The organism is Ferruginibacter sp. (assembly GCF_049840995.1).
Lineage (GTDB): Bacteria > Bacteroidota > Bacteroidia > Chitinophagales > Chitinophagaceae > Ferruginibacter.
Genome location: NZ_JASGIP010000003.1, coordinates 1 through 18,314 on the forward strand (window position 1 = coordinate 1; position 18,314 = coordinate 18,314).

The 18,314-nt window shown below is 42.0% G+C and carries 13 protein-coding genes; 7 read left to right on the plus strand and 6 right to left on the minus strand.

The window, feature by feature from the left end; translation table 11 throughout:
- The 7 genes from chrA to QM738_RS01625 all read left to right on the plus strand — a co-directional run.
- On the plus strand, positions 1-591 hold a 591-nt coding region (chrA, locus tag QM738_RS01595), incomplete at its 5' end, for a chromate efflux transporter (protein WP_462274927.1).
- Positions 588-1,313 (plus strand): superoxide dismutase, encoded by a 726-nt coding sequence (locus QM738_RS01600; protein ID WP_462274928.1) that lies wholly within the window; start codon positions 588-590, stop codon positions 1,311-1,313. The genes chrA and QM738_RS01600, both read left to right, overlap by 4 nt.
- A 260-nt stretch (positions 1,314-1,573) precedes the next feature.
- Entirely contained in the window at positions 1,574-4,501 is a 2,928-nt protein-coding gene (locus QM738_RS01605; protein WP_462274929.1) for a TonB-dependent receptor, read from the plus strand.
- Between the two features lie 215 nt (positions 4,502-4,716).
- Positions 4,717-5,499: a DUF2490 domain-containing protein gene (locus QM738_RS01610; RefSeq protein ID WP_462274930.1), complete on the plus strand. Its 783-nt coding sequence runs from the start codon at positions 4,717-4,719 to the stop codon at positions 5,497-5,499.
- A gap of 39 nt (positions 5,500-5,538) precedes the next feature.
- Complete coding sequence (locus tag QM738_RS01615) at positions 5,539-6,429, plus strand: aldo/keto reductase (protein WP_462274931.1); 891 nt, start codon at positions 5,539-5,541, stop codon at positions 6,427-6,429.
- A 123-nt stretch (positions 6,430-6,552) separates the two neighbouring features.
- A complete protein-coding gene (locus QM738_RS01620; protein ID WP_462274932.1) occupies positions 6,553-6,825 on the plus strand; it encodes a carboxypeptidase-like regulatory domain-containing protein in 273 nt (90 codons plus the stop codon).
- A 9-nt stretch (positions 6,826-6,834) separates the two neighbouring features.
- Positions 6,835-8,043: a sterol desaturase family protein gene (locus tag QM738_RS01625; protein ID WP_462274933.1), complete on the plus strand. Its 1,209-nt coding sequence runs from the start codon at positions 6,835-6,837 to the stop codon at positions 8,041-8,043.
- Positions 8,044-8,105: 62 nt separating this feature from the next.
- On the opposite strand, the gene QM738_RS01630 is transcribed toward QM738_RS01625, so the two are convergent.
- The 6 genes from QM738_RS01630 to QM738_RS01655 form a co-directional block, all read right to left on the minus strand.
- Positions 8,106-10,904, minus strand: a complete 2,799-nt coding sequence (locus QM738_RS01630) for a family 78 glycoside hydrolase catalytic domain (RefSeq protein ID WP_462274934.1) — start codon at positions 10,902-10,904, stop codon at positions 8,106-8,108.
- 177 nt (positions 10,905-11,081) lie between these two features.
- Positions 11,082-13,031, minus strand: coding sequence for an alpha-amylase family glycosyl hydrolase (locus QM738_RS01635; protein WP_462274935.1), 1,950 nt, complete (start codon positions 13,029-13,031; stop codon positions 11,082-11,084).
- A 33-nt stretch (positions 13,032-13,064) separates the two neighbouring features.
- Positions 13,065-14,093, minus strand: a complete 1,029-nt coding sequence (locus tag QM738_RS01640) for a carbohydrate kinase family protein (RefSeq protein ID WP_462274936.1) — start codon at positions 14,091-14,093, stop codon at positions 13,065-13,067.
- Between the two features lie 14 nt (positions 14,094-14,107).
- The gene (locus QM738_RS01645; RefSeq protein WP_462274937.1) at positions 14,108-15,442 is read right to left on the minus strand and encodes an MFS transporter; all 1,335 of its coding nucleotides are present in this window, start codon (positions 15,440-15,442) and stop codon (positions 14,108-14,110) included.
- A 175-nt stretch (positions 15,443-15,617) separates the two neighbouring features.
- A complete protein-coding gene (gene treF / locus QM738_RS01650) occupies positions 15,618-17,216 on the minus strand; it encodes an alpha,alpha-trehalase TreF (protein WP_462274938.1) in 1,599 nt (532 codons plus the stop codon).
- A 44-nt stretch (positions 17,217-17,260) separates the two neighbouring features.
- Positions 17,261-18,277 carry a homoserine O-acetyltransferase family protein gene (locus QM738_RS01655; protein WP_462274939.1) on the minus strand — a complete coding sequence of 339 codons (1,017 nt, stop codon included), beginning with the start codon at positions 18,275-18,277 and terminating at the stop codon, positions 17,261-17,263.
- Positions 18,278-18,314 lie beyond the last annotated feature (37 nt).

Sequence of the window (18,314 nt, forward strand, 5' to 3'; positions counted from 1 at the left end):
TTTTCAAACAAACGTGTTCATTCCCTTGTATTGCTCCAGATCGGCTTTTGGGATTTTAATTATTCTAACCTGGAAAAAATCGCCGTGTTTTTTTTAAAGGCAGGCGCATTTGTTTTTGGAAGCGGTTTAGCGATAGTCCCCTTTTTGCACAGCGGTGTCGTAACACAAAATCATTGGTTAACAGAGCAGCAATTCATTGATGCAGTTGCTGTAGCTATGATAACTCCGGGGCCGGTTGTAATAACTGTTGGGTTTATCGGCTATCTCGTTGCAGGTTTTCCCGGGGCATGCGTTGCCGCATTGGCTACCTTTCTACCCTGTTATTTATTTACAGTAATTCCTGCTCCTTACTTTCATAAGATCGCAAAAAACAAACCGGTAAAGGCATTTGTTGATGGCATTACAGCCGCTGTTGTGGGTGCATTGGCAGGCGCCGTTGTTGTTATTGCCCGTAAAAGCATAACAGATATTTCAACTGCTTTGATTGCCATTGTTGCTATCTTTTTATTAATTTACATGAAGAAGATCCAGGAACCATTTATTATTCTTGCTGCTGCGATTGTGGGTGTTCTTTTAAAATTATTTATATGAACAGGAAAAAATTTTTAAAAGCGGGAGCACTTGCCGGTGCTGCTGCTTTAATAGATACGCAAAACGCCTTTTCAAAAAATTTAGTGGATAATGACATTGATAAACTGGTGGATGCCAATGGCAATTACGTATTACAACCACTGCCCTATACAGAAAATTTCCTGGAGCCCTACATGGATGCAGAAACAATGCACCTGCACTATACCTTTCACCATGGAGGTGCCGTTAAGGCTGCCAATACAGATCTGCAGATGATCAAAAAAGCGATGGATGAGAATAATCTGCAAACGGTGGATTACTGGACCAAAAAATTATCTTACCATTTTTCATCCCATGTGCTGCATTCCATATTCTGGACAAATCTGATCAACAAAAAAACAGACCCTTCCGGTAATTTATTAAAACGCATCGAGAAAAATTTTGGCAGTTATGATAAATTAAAATCACTTATTGCCGAAACTTCTAAAAATGTGGATGGTAACGGCTGGGGCATCTTAGCCTACCAGCCCTATAGCGACAGCCTCACTGTTTTGCAATGCGAAAACCATGAAAAACTTACACAATGGGGTGCTATTCCTTTATTGGTAATTGATGTTTGGGAGCATGCCTATTATCTTAAATACAAAAATAAACGGCCCGATTTCGTTGACTCCCTTTTCAATATCATTAATTGGGATAATGTGGCCCAACGTTTAAATACTGCGATAAAAATTACCCAATAATCTCCTCATATTTACATTTGCGTGTGTCAAAAAAAAAGTTTTAAAATAAAAGTCTATAATTTTGGTGGACTAATAAAAAAGCCTTTATCTTTGCCCTCAAATCAAAATCAGTAATGAAACAAACTGGCCTTCTACTATGCTCCCCTTTTCCTCATCAGCGATGTTGTGAACGAATGCGTCCCGGGACAATTTAAATTTTTTTATACCATTAGTCTACTAAAATAATAGACTTTTTACAACTACTATATCAAAACAACAACATGAAACGCATTATAGCATCTCTATTAGCATTATTTCCTTTACTGGCACTGGCGCAGCTGAACGGCGCTTTATTATTGAGCGGCAAAGTGGTTGGAGAGAACCATGAAGGACTGGCTGCTGCAAGTATCACTATAAAAGGTACTTCCATCGGCACCACCAGCGATTCCACTGGTAAATTCTCCCTGGTGATCAACCAGAAACTGCCCTTTACCATTGTAATATCTTCTATAGGTTTTGCACCGCAGGAAATTGAAGTAAAGAATACCAATACCAAGCTGGCCGTACAACTGACCACTCAAACATTTTTAGCGAATGAAGTAGTGGTTACCGCCAGCCGTACATCAGAAAAAATATTAAAATCTCCTGTAAGTGTGGAGAAGCTTGATCTTAAAGCATTGAAAGAAACACCCGCTGCTTCTTTTTACGATGCATTGGGCAATGTGAAAGGTGTACAGCTTACCACTTCTTCCATCACTTTTAAAGTACCGAACACAAGGGGTTTCAATATCCCCAACAATTTCCGCTTTATGCAGCTGGTGGATGGTATTGATATGCAGGCCGCAACTTTAGGCGTGCCCTTGGGCAATGCTATTGGCCCGACTGAACTGGATATACAAAGCATAGAAGTAACACCGGGTGCCGCTTCTGCATTATATGGCATGAATGCGATCAATGGCATGGCTAACCTTATTACAAAAAATCCATTTACAACACAGGGCCTGAGCGTGTTTCAACGCACCGGTGTGAACCATGTGGATGGAACAGATCACAGCCCGAGTATTTTAACTGAAACCGCCTTCCGTTTCGCTAAAGCATTCAATAATAAATTTGCTTTTAAAATAAACGGTAGTTATTTACAGGGCATTGACTGGATCTCCAATACACAGGCAGATCAAAATCCCAATTCAAAGAATACCGCCAATCCTGCCTACCCTTCTTTGAACGGCAGCAACAATGTGGCTTTTGACGGCTGGAATAAATATGGCGATGATGCACTGGCAGGCAGCAATACTGTTTCTATCACAGGCCTGACCATTGATGGGAACACAAACCGCACACTAACGGTGGCGCGTACAGGATACTGGGAAAAAGACCTGGTAGATCCTAAAGTGGACAATTTAAAATTTGATGCGGCGCTGGTCTATAAATTCAATAAGAATACGCAGATCACCTATACATATCGCATTGGTAAAATGGATGGGGTGTTCCAGAGAGGTAATAAAGTAAAACTGGATAACGTGATCGTTCAGAATCACCAGGTGGAATTAAAAGGCAAGAATTTTACCATTAAAGCATACACCACCAACGAAAATACCGGTGACTCTTACAATGTAAAACCGTTAGCAGATAATCTTGACCTGTACACCGGCGGCAGCGCTACTGCATGGGCTGCAAAATATAAAACCGCACTCACCAATTATGCTTCGGCCAACGGTGGCAGTTTAACTTCCACCAATCTTGCTGCGGCTACAGCTTATGCACGCCAGCAGGCTGACCTGGGCCGTGTGGAGCCTGGTACTGCAAGATTCAATACTGTTAAGGATTCTATCATCAAGATCAATAACTGGGATATTAAATCCAGCACCATACCTAATGCGCCTGTTACCGGTGGTGCTGCGCTGATACAAAAAAGCAATCTCTATCATGTAGAAGGCCAATGGGACCTTACCAGCAAAGTAAAATATTTTAACCTGCTGGTAGGTGGCGATGCACGCATTTATGCACTGATACCTGATGGCAATAACTTTGTCGATTTCTCCCGTCCTATTGCGGAAAGAAACACACCGTTAGCTGATGGCAGCTTCGGCAGCGATACTTATTATAAAAAATTCGGCGGCTTTGTACAGGTAACCAAAACATTCTTCAATGAAAAATTGAAACTATGGGGTTCACTTCGTGGAGATTACAATCCAGAGTTTTCTGCAAAATTCACTCCACGTATAGCTGCAGTATACACAGTAAATGAAAAGCACAACTTCAGGTTTACTTTTCAACAGGGTTACCGCTTCCCTGCTTTGTTTGAAGCATTGTCTTACGTAAACAATGGTCGTGTTAAGAGAGTAGGTATTTTACCTATCATCAACGAAGGACTGGGTTACAGGGAAAACAGTTACACGCAATCATCTGTAGCCATATTCAATGCAGCAGTAAAAGCAGCAGGCAATTCTGATGCAGCTGCGCTTGATAATAAAAATTTATTACAGGTCGCTAATCTGCCTGATGGCCGTCCTGAAGGTATCAACTCTTACGAAGTAGGATATAAAAGTGTGCTGTTTGACAACAAAGTATTCATTGATGTAGATGCTTATGCGAATATTTATGATGGCTTTCTCGGACAGGTGCAGGTATATGTTCCTATTGGAGAAACAGTAGGCTCTGATGCAGCTACCATCGCAATGATTGACCGGAACAGGGATGCCACAACTGCAAGCGGCGGCAACGCTGCCAGCAAAGGCCAGGAACGCTATCGTGTGTATACCAATGCAAAAAACAAATACACTACTTACGGTTCTTCATTAGGTGTGACCTATAATTTTTATAAAACCTTTACAATATCAGGTAATATTAATTACAATGATATCAAAGGCAACAGCACGCCCGATCTTTTTGTAACCGGTTTCAACACACCAAAATACACGACCAATATTTCGTTTGGTAACAGGGCCCTTACAAAAAACCTGGGCTTTAATATCGTTTGGAAATGGCAGGACAGTTTTTTATGGGAAAGCCCGTTGGTTACCGGTACGGTTGATGCCATCAACAATATAGATGCGCAGGTTACTTACCGTTTGCCTTCTGTTAAATCAACCATCAAACTGGGTGGTACCAATGTTTTAAACAACAGGCATATACAATACGCAGGCGGTCCTACTATCGGTGCATTGTATTATGCAGCTATTACGGTGGATGGTTTGCTGAACAAATAATTTTCAAACTAAAACGATAGCGATCTTTTTAGAGCATAGCATGCGATCGTTAAACGGCGTTCTTATTCTTAGGAATGCCCTTTTTTACAGCTCTGGTCTTTGGAGGCTACGTGATCTCATAAGTCACAGATGGTGGTTCGATCCCACCCAGGGCGTCAATTTAATCTAGCTTTAATCTTATAATAAATAACTTGCGCCAAAATGACAACTACTTTATGAAAAAAAGAATGGCGTTGGCGGTAATTTATGGCACAATTATTATGCTGCTGTTTGCAGCAAATGGTTCTGCACAAACAACGAAACAAACAGAAAAACTGAACCAGGTGTGGCTGGGTTACCTGAATCAAACCCGCTTTAGTAATAAATGGGGTATGTGGGCCGATCTCCATTTACGCACCAAAGAAAATTTTTTCGATAACTACTCTGTGAGTATTTTAAGAGCAGGCATTACGTATTATGTTACGGATGCCACCAAGCTTACAGCAGGTTATGCTTATGTGTCGATTTATCCCGGCGATAATCATAAAGGCATTACGCAGCCGGAACATCGTCCCTGGCAACAGGTACAATGGCATACTAAATACGGCAAAAAAAGAATGATGCAGTGGATAAGGCTGGAAGAAAAATACCGGAGGAAGATACTGAACGATTCTACTTTGGCGGATGGATACAGTTTTAACTGGAAACTGCGCTACAATATCTGGTACGAAATTCCATTCAGTAAAAACGGGCCCCTGCCTAAAACATGGTCCTTTATCCTGAATGATGAAGCGCATGTAAATTTTGGCAAGCAGGTGGTGAATAATTATTTTGATCAGAACCGTTTTTTTGCAGGCTTCAAATACCAATTGAATAACGAAATGAATGTGCAGTTTGGTTATACGAATGTGTTTCAACAGCTGAGTGCAGGCAACCGGTACAAGAGTATCAATGGTGCAAGAATTTTCTTGTTTCATAATGTTGACCTGCGTAAGACAAAAAATAAAACAGTGAAATAAAACAGCAACCGCTGTATTGATAATCAGAAAAAAGTTTTTATGGAAAAGATATATTTGAGTGATGCAGGCCCCAAGGTTTCTCCAGCCATTTATGGTTTCTGGAGATGGAGTGCAGAAGTAGATAATACCACTGCCACAATGGAAAAGATCGTTAACCTTTGCCTTGAACTGGGCATCAATACCTTCGATCATGCTGATGTGTATGGCTCCTGGAAAAGCGAGGAAGTATTTGGTAAAGTGCTATCGCAAAGGTCTTTTAAAAGAGAAGATATTGTACTGTTCACTAAATGCGGTTTGAATATTCCCAATCCCGGTAATCCTGATATCCGCATTCCGCATTACAATACTTCCAAAGAACATATCCTGCAGTCAGTCGATAATTCGCTGCGCAAATTAAAAACTGATTATATCGATATTTTCTTACTCGATCACCTCGATCCTATCGCTAACCTGGAAGAAACTGCACTGGCATTGGAGCAATTAAAAGCTTCCGGTAAGATAAAAAATATCGGTGTGGCCAATTTCACCGTATTCCAGCACCAACTGTTGGCATCTTATTTAAGAACACCCATTGTTACCAATCATATTGAATTGAACCTGTTGAATACTGCCGCACTGGATAACGGCCAGCTGGATTATATCAAACAAAGGTATATGCGGCCGCTGGTGTCGGCACCTCTTGCAGGTGGAAGAATTGAGACCGGTACAGATAAACTGGCCATACGCATCAATCAAAAACTGCAGGACATTGGCAAAAAATATGGTGCCAATGTAGAATCCACCGCTGTAGCCTGGTTATTAAAACTCGGTGCATTGCCCATCATCGGCACTACCAATGAACAACGCATCAGGAATATCGTAAATGCTTTCTCTATCGACCTCGACAGGCAGGACTGGTACGAATTGTACGCAGCCTCCAAAGGCGAATGATCATTTTAATTAAGAAGGGGAATTAATTTTCCATTAAAATAAGCGAAATGTTAAGGTTGTTCTTATTTAGTCTATAATTTTGGTAGACTAAATAAAAACGCCTAATTTTAAATAACAAGGATCATGATCGTATCATATTCAAATATTCAGCAACTGTTGCCCATGATCATAGAAGGTAAAGTAGTAAACAGAACAGGGATACCGCTGGGCGGTGCGCAGGTTTACTTTGTTCCGCGGATAGAGGAAACCATTACATCGGGCAAAGGAGAATTCTCTATCACCACCTGGATGTCGCTACCGGTAACGCTCATCGTTTGCCACAAGAATTACGAAAGTTATAAAGTAACCATTGCCAGCCAGCCACAAAGCCTGGTGATCAAACTAAACGAAAAATAAATATTCCTTATGCCTGTAAACATCCTTGGCTTTGCCATTCCTTTATTCATTGGTTTTATTTTGCTGGAATATACCATTGCAAAAAAGAAAGGGCTGCAATATTTTAACCTGCACAATTCTATTGCAAATATCAGTATTGGTGTGGCGGAAAGATTAGCGGATGTTTTTGTAGCGGGCATGTTTTATTTTGTGTATGACACCGTGCAGAAACGATTCGGTTTATTTAATATTGGTAATGGTGTATTTGTATGGATCCTGTTGTTCATTGCTACGGATTTTATCTGGTACTGGTACCATCGCCTGGGGCACGAGATCAATGTTTTCTGGATGGCCCATATTGTGCATCATCAAAGTGAAGATTATAACTTAACGGTATCTGCACGCATTACTGTGTTACAGGCCATCTTCCGTCATGGTTTCTGGCTGGTATTACCCCTATTAGGATTTAATGCAGGCATGATCACCGCTATACTTTTAGTGCATGGTTTGTATCCTTTCTTCATTCATACAAGGTTGGTGGGCAAGTTGGGCATACTGGAATATATTTTAGTCACCCCCTCGCATCATCGTGTGCACCATGCCAGCAATGAAAAATATTTAGACAAGAATTATGGCGATGTATTGATCATCTGGGATAAACTCTTCGGCACTTTTGCAAAGGAAGAAGAAGAGCCTGTATATGGCCTGACCAAACCGCTGAATACTTATAGTTTTCTTTGGCAGCATTTTCATTTTTTTATTGAATTGTGGCTGGCTATTAAAGACGCGAAAGGATGGAATGCAAAGTTTAAAATACTTTTCTCCAAACCGGAAAAGGTTGATCCTTCGTTGCGTAAAAAGGCAGAAGATATTTTTAATATCCATCAGAACAGAACTGCCATTGAAAAACCACTGAACAAATACGTGGTATGGCAAATGATCTTGCTGCTGGTAAGTCTTTCGTTTTTTATATTGTTCGAAAAATACCTGTCCATCCCTGTAAGGATCGCTTTTTCGCTGGTAACTATTTTAACGTTGATCAACTGTGGCGCCATTATGGAGCAAAAGCGTTGGGTGTTCTATATGGAATATATCCGGTTGGCCGTTATTTTATACTTACCCTTTTATTCCTTTAATCATTGGCAGTTAAAGACCTCTGTAATTATTTTTTTAGTGATGATAGTGATTGCATACTATAACACACTGCAAAAAAATTATTACAGGTATGTTTTGAAATAGTTCCCCGAAACTAAAGTTTCGGTTGTGCATGTGCATCGAAATTGCAATTTCGATACACAGCATCAATAAACCGGCGACTTCACCCTGAATATATATTTGCCCGAGCCTCCTTTAAACTTTACCTTATTTTTTTCAATGCCTGCAAAAACCAGGTCAGCATTACCTGCAATGGGGCGGTCGGTCTCAAGAATATTCTTTACATCTTTCGTAGGCAGATAAATAACAGCCGTGGTATTTTCCGGTATCTCAACAGTCAGTTCAAAAAAATCCGTTGTCTTTCTCCACCTGGTGGTGATATTGCCATATACCGATTGATGATTGGCTTTTACATAAGTAATATCTCCCACAAACTGCGGTTGTATCACGATATTTTTATACCCGGATGAATTGGTCGCCTGCTGAATGCCTGCAAGCCCTTCGTAAAACCATTGCATGATATGCCCCAGCATCAGATGATTGTTGGATACTTCTGCGAGTGCAGGCCATGATTCCGTTAATGCAGTAGCGCCTTTTTTTAACTGGTAACCATAGCCAGGCACATCATCCCTGTAATTCATATCGTAAATCAGTTGTGCTGCGCCGTTATCCTGCAATGCCTGTACCAGGTAATGAAAACCGATATCACCTGCTGTTAATTTTTTTCCTGAAGCAGTGATGCTGTCCACCATATTTTTCAATACTGCTGCTTTATCTTTTTCTTCCACCAGCCCCATACACAGCGGCATTGCCATTGCCGTTTGGCTGCCGCCTGCAAATACTTTTGTTGCGGCATTAAAAAAAGTTGTGGTGAATGCACTCTTAATTTCTACCGCCAGTTGTAGCCACTGTTTGCTATCTTCTGCTTGGTGCAGCATGGTTGCTATCTGCGACAACAGCTGTACATCGTAATAATAAATAGCAGTAGCGGTTAAAGCTTTAGGAGTAAGCTGTGCAACACCGGGTGGCTTGGGGCCATAATCGTACCAATCGCCCAACCCATAATCGAGTATATTTTTTTGAGAGCGGCTTTTTAAATACGCCACATATTTTTTCATCATCGGGTAAGCATCCTGCAGTATCTTTTCGTCGCCATACCATTTGTACAGCATCCAAGGCACAATAACAGCGGCACTTCCCCATTCGGGTGAATCCCTGAAACCAAATCCATGATCATCAAAAAAAACAAATTCAGGCGCTATATCAGGTATCAGCCCTTCTGCTGTTTGTGCATCCATCATATCATACACCAGTTTTTTATACAGCCGGTATACATTATAATTGGCATTGATGGAGCCGCCCATTAAATGATCCTGTTCCAGCCAGCTCAGTTTTTCCCTGTGCGGACAATCGGTGACCACGCTTTGCAAATTGCTTTTAATTGCCCATTTGATAAGGCTGTTAATATTGTTGAATAATTTATTGGAACATTCAAACTCGCCGTTCAAAGAAGAGGAATTACCCGTATGCAATGAATTAACACTGATGATCTTTGCCAATCCTGCTGCTGCATCTGCCGTATCGGGCGCTGCACCTTCCACCTGTACATACCGGAAGCCGTAATAAGTGAAACGGGGGCGCCAGGTTTCTACGGTATCACCCTTAAGCGTATACGAAAAATAATATGGACGGCCGGTGGCGTTCTGGTTGGCCATGCCCGAAGCATTCAATAATTCCGCAGGGGAAAGCTTTATCACCTGGCCTTTCTTTCCCTGCACTTTCAGTTCCACGATACCCGAAAGGTTCTGTGCAAAATCATATACCCATACACTGTCTTTGGGTTTGGTTATTTTTTTTACCCGCAACACATCATTCACCGTTACAGGGTTATCTGCCTCTGCCTGCAGCATGCCTTTGGGGGCAGCCACTGTTACCGCCTGTTTCCAGCCTGCATCATTAAATCCCCTGTTATCCCAGCCTGCTTGCTCCATGCCGGCATCATAATCCTCCCCGCCATATATACTTGTAAAAGTTATTGGAGAGGGTGTTGTTTTCCAGCTCTTATCACTTACCAGTGTTAATGAAGAACCGTCTTTATAAGTTACCTGTAATTTACAAATGAGTTTAGGGTTTCCATAAGCGATGGCCAGTTTGATATATCTTTCCCTGCTGATATTATAAAAGCCATTGCCAACGATAACTCCAATACTGTTCTCCCCTTTCTTCAATACTTCCGTTACATCAAAACTGTTATATAAAACCCGTTTATCATAATCCGTCCAGCCGGGAGACATGAATCCATTACCTGTTTTCTCGCCATTCAATGTCAGCTCGTATTGGCCAAGCCCGCTGATGAATATCACAGCGCTGGCAACATCTTTTGAAAGGGTGAAAGACTTTCTGAACAACGGCACTACGGTGCGTTGCTTTAATTTATCCGGACCCAGCTTACGTTTTATATCAGGACCATGCACACCGGGTACCGTACGCATGGTATCATTCATTTCTTCGTACCCGATCCACTGCGCATTACTCCAGTCTGCCGGGGCGAACAGTCCTGTGGTAAAACTTGCAACAGGGCTCCACGCCGTATTATTTTTATTATCCCAAACCTGTACTTTCCAGAAATAAGTAGTGGCAGGTTTCAATTGCAAACCTTTATATAAAGTTTGTATAGAAGCGCTGCTGTTGATCTTTTTGGAATCCCATATATTGCCCGTATTCTGTTGCAGTAATTCCTGCTTATCTGCAACCAGCACCCTGTAACCCGTCTGCAGCACAGACCGCTGAGCGGAATAAAGCTGCCACGAAAATACCGGGGCTTTATTGTCCATTCCCACCGGGTTCTGGCGGTGGTCGCACTGAATATTATAGAGCGATAATTTCTGGGCGCCTGCTTTTATACATAGCAGCACCATTAACAAGATCAACAACTTTCTTTTCATACAACAATTTACAATATGCAGGTGATAAAAATACTTTATTCGATGCGTTAACCATCATGTGCCGGTATGTTAAGCATCCTGTCAATAAACAGGAAGCCCCTGTAGAAACAGGGGCCGTTTACCAAAACTAACTGCATATGAGAAATACTGAGCAATCACCCTCAGTTATAAAAGCCTTTATTGAACCGGTTCCAGCAGGTAAAAACCGTATGGTTCCAGTATAAAATATTCATGGTCGCCCCGCACGGTATGATATTCCTCTTTCCAGTGATCAAACAACTGCTCCGCTATGGGGCCGTGCTGCTTAAAGGCAAACCAGGTTAAAAAAGATTCGCTGCTGCTGAAATTACAGATGCAATACAATTTGTTTTCATTGTGCGTACGCAAATAACCGGCCACATGAATATTGTGCGGATGCATCCAGGTAAGATTTTTAAGATCACTTACCATTTCCATTTTTTTGCGGAGTGCGATGAGTTTCTGCGTACCCGAAAAAATCCGTTGTTCAATAGTACCTTCTTCTTTCCTCCGTTCATTTTTTTTCCAGTCGATCACAGGGCGGTGCATCCAGCGATTATCATAACTTTTTCCTGGCTCATTGAGATAACTGTAATCGTTGGTATATCCTTCTTCATCACCATAAAATAACATGGGCACGCCTCCCATAAAAAAGCTATGCGCCTGCATCATCAGTATTTTTTTTATCGCAACGTTCATTGCTGTCACATCATTTTCATTCACTGCTTTTTCCAGTCCGCACAATGACGCCAGCGATCCGCTGATACGGGCATCCTGCGTTTTTGGATTCACAGAAAACAAAGCTCCTCTTGCAACTGATAAAGGATGTACGCCTGCATAATATTCCTGTAAAAATTTTCGATGCTCATAAGCTTTGTACCCCGCATACTGTATCATGTAATCATCATAGCCTAAACCAATATCATCATGGCAGCGGGTATAGGTGATCCAGGAAGTGCCGAAAGGCTTTTGCAGTATCTCGTGTTGTGCAGCCAGCATTACCCTTGTATCGCCGGTGGCCAGTGCATCCCATTGCAATGCCATGTGTGTGGCATTGTAAGCAAAATCACATTCCCTTGCGGTATACAACCCGGTGCCAAAATATTTCATGATCTCTTTGGGTGCCACAATGGCTTCGCCCAGCAATGCCATACCCGGCGTTGCCACCTGTACGGCCTGTTTTATCAAACGCAATATGGTATGCGCCTGTGGCAGGTTCTGGCAGGTGGTGCCCTGCTGTTTCCAGATAAAGGCGGGTGCGTCAATTCGCAATACATCCACACCCAGGTTGGCATAAAAGAAAATGGTATCCAGCATTTCGATCAGTACGGATGGATTGCTGTAATTAAGATCCCATTGATAATTATGAAAGACCGTCATCACCCATTTATTGCATTCTTTTACATAAGTAAAATTGCCGGGTGCAGATTCGGGAAAGATATCCGGCATGGTTTTATCAAATGTATCCGGTATCGTCCTGTCATCGTACATGTAAAAATAATCCTGGTATTTTTTTTCACCTTCCTTTGCTTTTTGCGCCCATTCGTGCCGGTGCGATGTATGATTGAGTACAATATCCAGCATCAGGTACATTTCTTCGTCGTTCATTTTTTGCTGCAGCGCTTTCAGGTCTTTCATGGTACCAAAGCGTTCGTCCACGCTCCTGAAATCGGAAACTGCATAACCGCCATCACTTTCTCCTTCGGGGCTTTGCATTACCGGCATCAGGTGTAAAAAATTTACACCGAGCTCTTTAAAATAATCCAGTTTACCGGTAAGGCTTTTTAGGTTGCCGCAAAAACGATCCACGTATAAACTCATACCTGCAATATCATTGCTTAAATACCAGTTGCCCTTTTGTTCTTTTTTTTCATCGCGTTCTTTTAATTGTGCCGAACGTTTGCTGTATGCCTTTGCAATGGTATTGATCAGCTGATCGAATATTTTATCTGCTGCCGCATGATCCTTATATAATTCGTTATACAAAAAATGAAGGGCCGTTGCATTAGCTATGAAACGGGTGTAAAACATGCCATCATTGCCGCCGATATCGATCTTCATTTTCAGCAGCGCTGCATTGATCTTTTTATGTAATCCGGGGTTGTACAAGTTTATTAGTTAATTAGTTGATTGGTTAATTGGTTATTTAAAAATGCTGTTGTTTAAATGTTTAAATGCTTCCATGGCGCCCATATACTCGCAGGTCCTGGCGCCGGCTTTATTGGCATTGGCAACTACTTCTTTCCAATGCTGTGCCGACATTGCTTTTATTTGCGGCAATGTTTTATCGCTCAGCTGGTACAATACTGCGCCAACAAATGCATCGCCGGCACCGGTAGTATCTACTGGGTTTACCGCTATGCTAGGTACTATCGAGGTATCAGCATTGCAAGCCAGCAGCGTGCCTTCTTTACCCAATGTAACGGCAAATACTGCAGTGGTTTTTTCCTGCAGCATGGCTACAGCATCCGTTAAAGTGGCGGCGCCTGTTATCAGTAATGCTTCTTCATCGCTCAGTTTAAAAAAATGGCAGCAGTTCAAAAAGTTCCACGACTGATCGATGAAGCTTTGTGTATTGCCTTTAAATAATAAATGACGGTAATTAGGATCGAAACTGATGAGTATATTGCTTTGTAATGCTTTTTGCAAAAGTCCCTGGTAAGCGGCCTGCAATGGTCCGGGTAAAAAACCTGTTGCCGAACCAAAATGAACGATAGAAAATTCTTCCAGGTTGATGGCTTCCACTTCCTGCCTGCTCAGTTGTCCATCTGCACCGCGGTTAAAATAAAAATCACGCTCCCCGTTTTCCATCAATGATACAAATGCAAATGTGGTAAAATGTTCTTCGTCCTGCAGCATCCATTTGGTGCTTACACCAAATTCGTTCATCACTTCTGCCAGGTGTTTACCAAAGGGATCTGTACCCACTTTTGCCGCCAGTTCCACATTGCCACCCAATGCTGCTATAGCGGCTGCAACATTGGTGGGTGCACCCCCGGCCTTTTTTAAAAAATTATTACCATCACTTAATGAACTGCCTTTATCTGTGCAAATAAGATCGATCAAGGCTTCGCCGATGCAAAGTATTTTGCCACTATCCCCTCCCGCCTTTGGCGGGATAAATTCCGGGGAGTTTAGATTGTTAGTTATATTTTTTTCGTTTTGTATCAAAATTCTGATGACTTTTAATGGCCTCCACCCGCCGGTAATATTATCTCACCTGTTGGTTTTGTGGTTTTAATTAATAAAGTTAACAATGCCGCAATTAATAAGAAAGCACCTGCAAATGAAATGGCATTTCTTGGATCGTTGTGTAAAAAATTTTTCAAAATAAAACCAAAACTGGTGGTTTGAATAAACATCGGTATCACGATCATCATATTGATGATACCCATATACACGCCATAACGTTCTTTAGGTATCTGGCTCACCACCATTAAATATGGAATGCCCATCATGCTGGCCCAGCCAATACCAAAACCGGTGATGGCAGGAAAAAATAACCACTTGTTCTCAATATGCGGAAAAGTTAAAAATCCAATGCCTGCCAGCACCAGGCAACTGAAATGTACCAGCTTTGCCGAATATTTTTTTGCAAACCATACTAACGCAAAGGCACACAAAAAAGTTACAACATTGTACCAGCCATTTACAAGCCCCGTCCAGCCCACGGCTTTTTCGTACAGTTCTTTATTTTGTTGCGGTGTGGTGTTATATACAGAGAGCGCCACACTTTTAGATGAATTTTGCCAATAGCAAAACAGTGCATACCATTGAAACAAATATACCAGCGCCAGTTGCCACATTACTTTTGGCATGTACCGGATGGCTTTGGCAATATCGATGAAGGGAGATAAAATATTCAGTGGTTCTGCTTTCATTTTTTTCAACTCTTCTTCCGTAGGTGGTATCTCGGCTGTGGTACGGGAACTCCACCATACACTTCCTATAGAACAGAAAGCTCCAAGGATAAATGATGCAAACACCCAGGTAGGTAATTTTCCTGTAGTGCCGATAAATATCATGGGGAAAATATAGAGCGATACATTGGCCAGTGTTTGCCCAAAACCGGTAAAAAAACTTTGCGCCTGGAAACCGGTGGGCTGTTGCGATGCATCCAGTTTATCGGCAATAAAAGCACGGTATGGTTCCATGGCAGTATTATTACCTGCATCCAGCAACCATAATAATCCAGCCGCCATCCACAACGAACTGCTGAAGGGAAAAAGAAATAATGCAATACTGCATACCATCGCTCCTATAAAAAAGTAAGGCTTTCTTCTTCCTATCTTAGGTATCCATGTTTTATCGCTTAAAGCGCCGATCACTGGTTGTATCAGTAAACCGGTTAGCGGTCCTGCAAGATTCAACCAGGGAATTTCATCGGGTTTTGCTCCTAAAAAATCGTAGATGGGATTAACAGCGCTTTGCTGCAAACCAAAACTGTACTGAATGCCGAAGAAGCCTACATTCATATGGATGATTTGCCAAAAGCTCAGGTGTGGCTTGGAAAGGTTCATTAGCAGCGGTTTTGAATCGTTATGCTAAATATACCTAAAACAACTGGCTTAAAAATCTGCAAACGTTTGTGGTGGATAATAAGTAAGGATCATACTATCCAGTTCTTGTAGTACAAAAAAAATCACCATACAGCTATATGGTGATCGTGATTACAATAAGCAAGGGCGGTGTGAATTACTTTGCAATATACGCTTTCAGGGCGAGGTAAACACCATTCGACCACCCAAAACCATCCTGCGAGGGATATTCGCCGCCACCGGCTTCCTTGGTCATATCTTCCACGTTGTATTTTTCCATCATCTTACCCGTAGCTGCGTATACCCTGTCGTTTAAGGCTATCCAGCGTTTCGCCAGTTCTTTGGCCCACACGGTTTGATTGTAATTATTCAATCCGCTGATGGTGACCCATTGCAAGGGCGCCCAGCCATTGGGTGCATCCCATTGCTGGCCGGTGTTATTGGTAGTGGTAACAACGCCGCCGGGTTTAAACAGGTATTTTGCTCCTGTGGCAGTAACCGCTTTTGCCTGTGCAGCTGATGCAATTTTTATAAACAGCGGAAAGAATCCGGCAGCAGTAATATTGTTGTTGATCGTTTTTATTGCAATATTATAATCGCAGAAAAAATTTGCTTTTGCATTCCAGCAATATTTTAAGATAGCCGCTTTTCTTTTGGTTGCTTTAGCAGTAAAATCTTTGCTGCCTGTTTTATCCTTGTTCAGTGTTTTGGCTTTTGCGATCACCATTTCTAAATTATACAACAAACAATTCAGGTCTACAGGTACAATATCTGTTGTTTGAATAGTGGCCATTGTTTGTTCATCAGCAAACCATCGGCTGCTGAAATCCCAACCGCTTTCGGCGCCGGAACGTAAATGTCTTGACATGGCCGATCTTTTATCATCCAGCACTTTCTTCAATGCTTCGGGTGATGACATTCTTATTCGCATCGCTAACTCTTCCACCACTTTTTCTATTACTTCCACATCTTTTTGATAACTCTCCTGTCGTGGCACATCATCCCGGTCGTAATAACGGTTGAGTATGCTGCCATCCGGCATTTTTACCACGTGCTGTGTAGCAGCAGTTTTATCCATCCAGTAATTATATTCTTTTTCCAGTTGGGGTAAATAAGTGCTGTATACCGCATTGCCTTTAATGCCCGCCAGCAAATCCACCATCAAACTAAAAAATGGCGGCTGGCTCCTGCTTAAATAATAGGTGCGGTTACCATTGGGTATATGTCCATATTTATCTACCAGGTATGCAAAATTTTTGATCATGTTCTCGATCATTACCGTCTCCCCACTTTCTTTTAAACCCAGCATGGTAAAATAACTGTCCCAGTAATAGATCTCCCTGAATCTTCCACCCGGAACAATATAAGCATTGGGCAATGGCAATAAAGAGGAGCCATCTATATTCTTATCTGCTTCTCTTTTTAAATTGCCCCACAGGTTTTTGATATGATTCGCCGCTTCCGGTTCTTTCATAATATAATTGAATGCAGGCGGTGCAGCAGGTAAATTAAAATTATCTTCTACAAATTTTTTCAGATCAAAATTGGGGCCCTTCGCCAAACCATAGTCGTACATGATATCCATCACTTTTCTTTTAGGCGTGCAATCCACAAATGTTTTTCCATCGGGAAATATCTTTGCCGACTGTACATCAGTAAAAAGCTGTCCATAAATTTTATCGGGAGTGGCAGGTTGTTGTGCAATAGTGTTTTGCAATACCAGCAATGTGGCAGCAACAGCAATCAATCTTTTCATACCTTATAGTTTTATACAACAAATTAAGCAAAATGACGGAATGGTTAAAGGCTGGCCAGCCATTGACCCAAATGTTCCGAAATGATCTTCGATTCCACCATAAATCCATCATGCCCGTAATCAGAATCGATCTCTATCATTGCTGCCCCGGGAATATGCATGGCTAAAAAACGTTGTTCCACTAATGGGCAAAGAATATCACTGCTGATGCCGATGATAAGGGTGCGTTGCGTAATATCTTTCAATACAGCTTCAGCATGTCCGCCACGGCCACGGGCAATATTGTGGCTGTCCATGGTTTTGGTAAGATGCCAGTAACTGTACGCATTAAAGCGCTGCACCAGTTTATCGCCCTGGTAATTGATATAGGAGGATGCTTTGAAATGATCGGTCTTTTCATGATCACTGTCAGTTTGCTGCTGCACCATGATGCCATAGTTGCGATAGGTAAGCATACCAATGGCACGGGCTGCTTTTAACCCCTTTGCACCCGCTGCAGCAGATGCCGTATTCCAGCTGCCATCTGCCTCAATGCTCAGGCGCTGTGCTGTATGCGTGGCAATGCCCCAGGCGCTTTCGCTGGCAGAAGTGGCCAGCAATAATAAATTTTCGATCACGGGCTTTTCCATCACACACCATTCCATTGCCTGGTAACCGCCCATACTGCCGCCCATTGCCAGGAATATTTTTTCAATACCCAGGTGCTTCCGCAGTAATATATGCGCATTTACCATATCACGTACAGTGATCAATGGAAAGTTGCTGTAATAAGGCTGTTGTGTATGTGGATCAGTGCTTAACGGGCCGGTAGTGCCATAAGCAGAGCCCAATATATTGGCACAAACAATAAAGTATTTTGCAGGGTCTATCACATGGCCTTCACCCACCACACCCTTCCACCAGTCGGCTGCATCGCTGTTGGCCGTAAGGGCATGACAGATCCATACCACGTTGCTTTTATCGGCATTTAAAGTACCATAGGTACTGTAGGCGATCTCAATTGCTGGAAATACAAATCCGCTCTCTAAAGTAAACCCGTTGGTATATTTAAAACTGTTCATTAATACTTGCTAAATACGAAAAACTATGTGTTTGAAA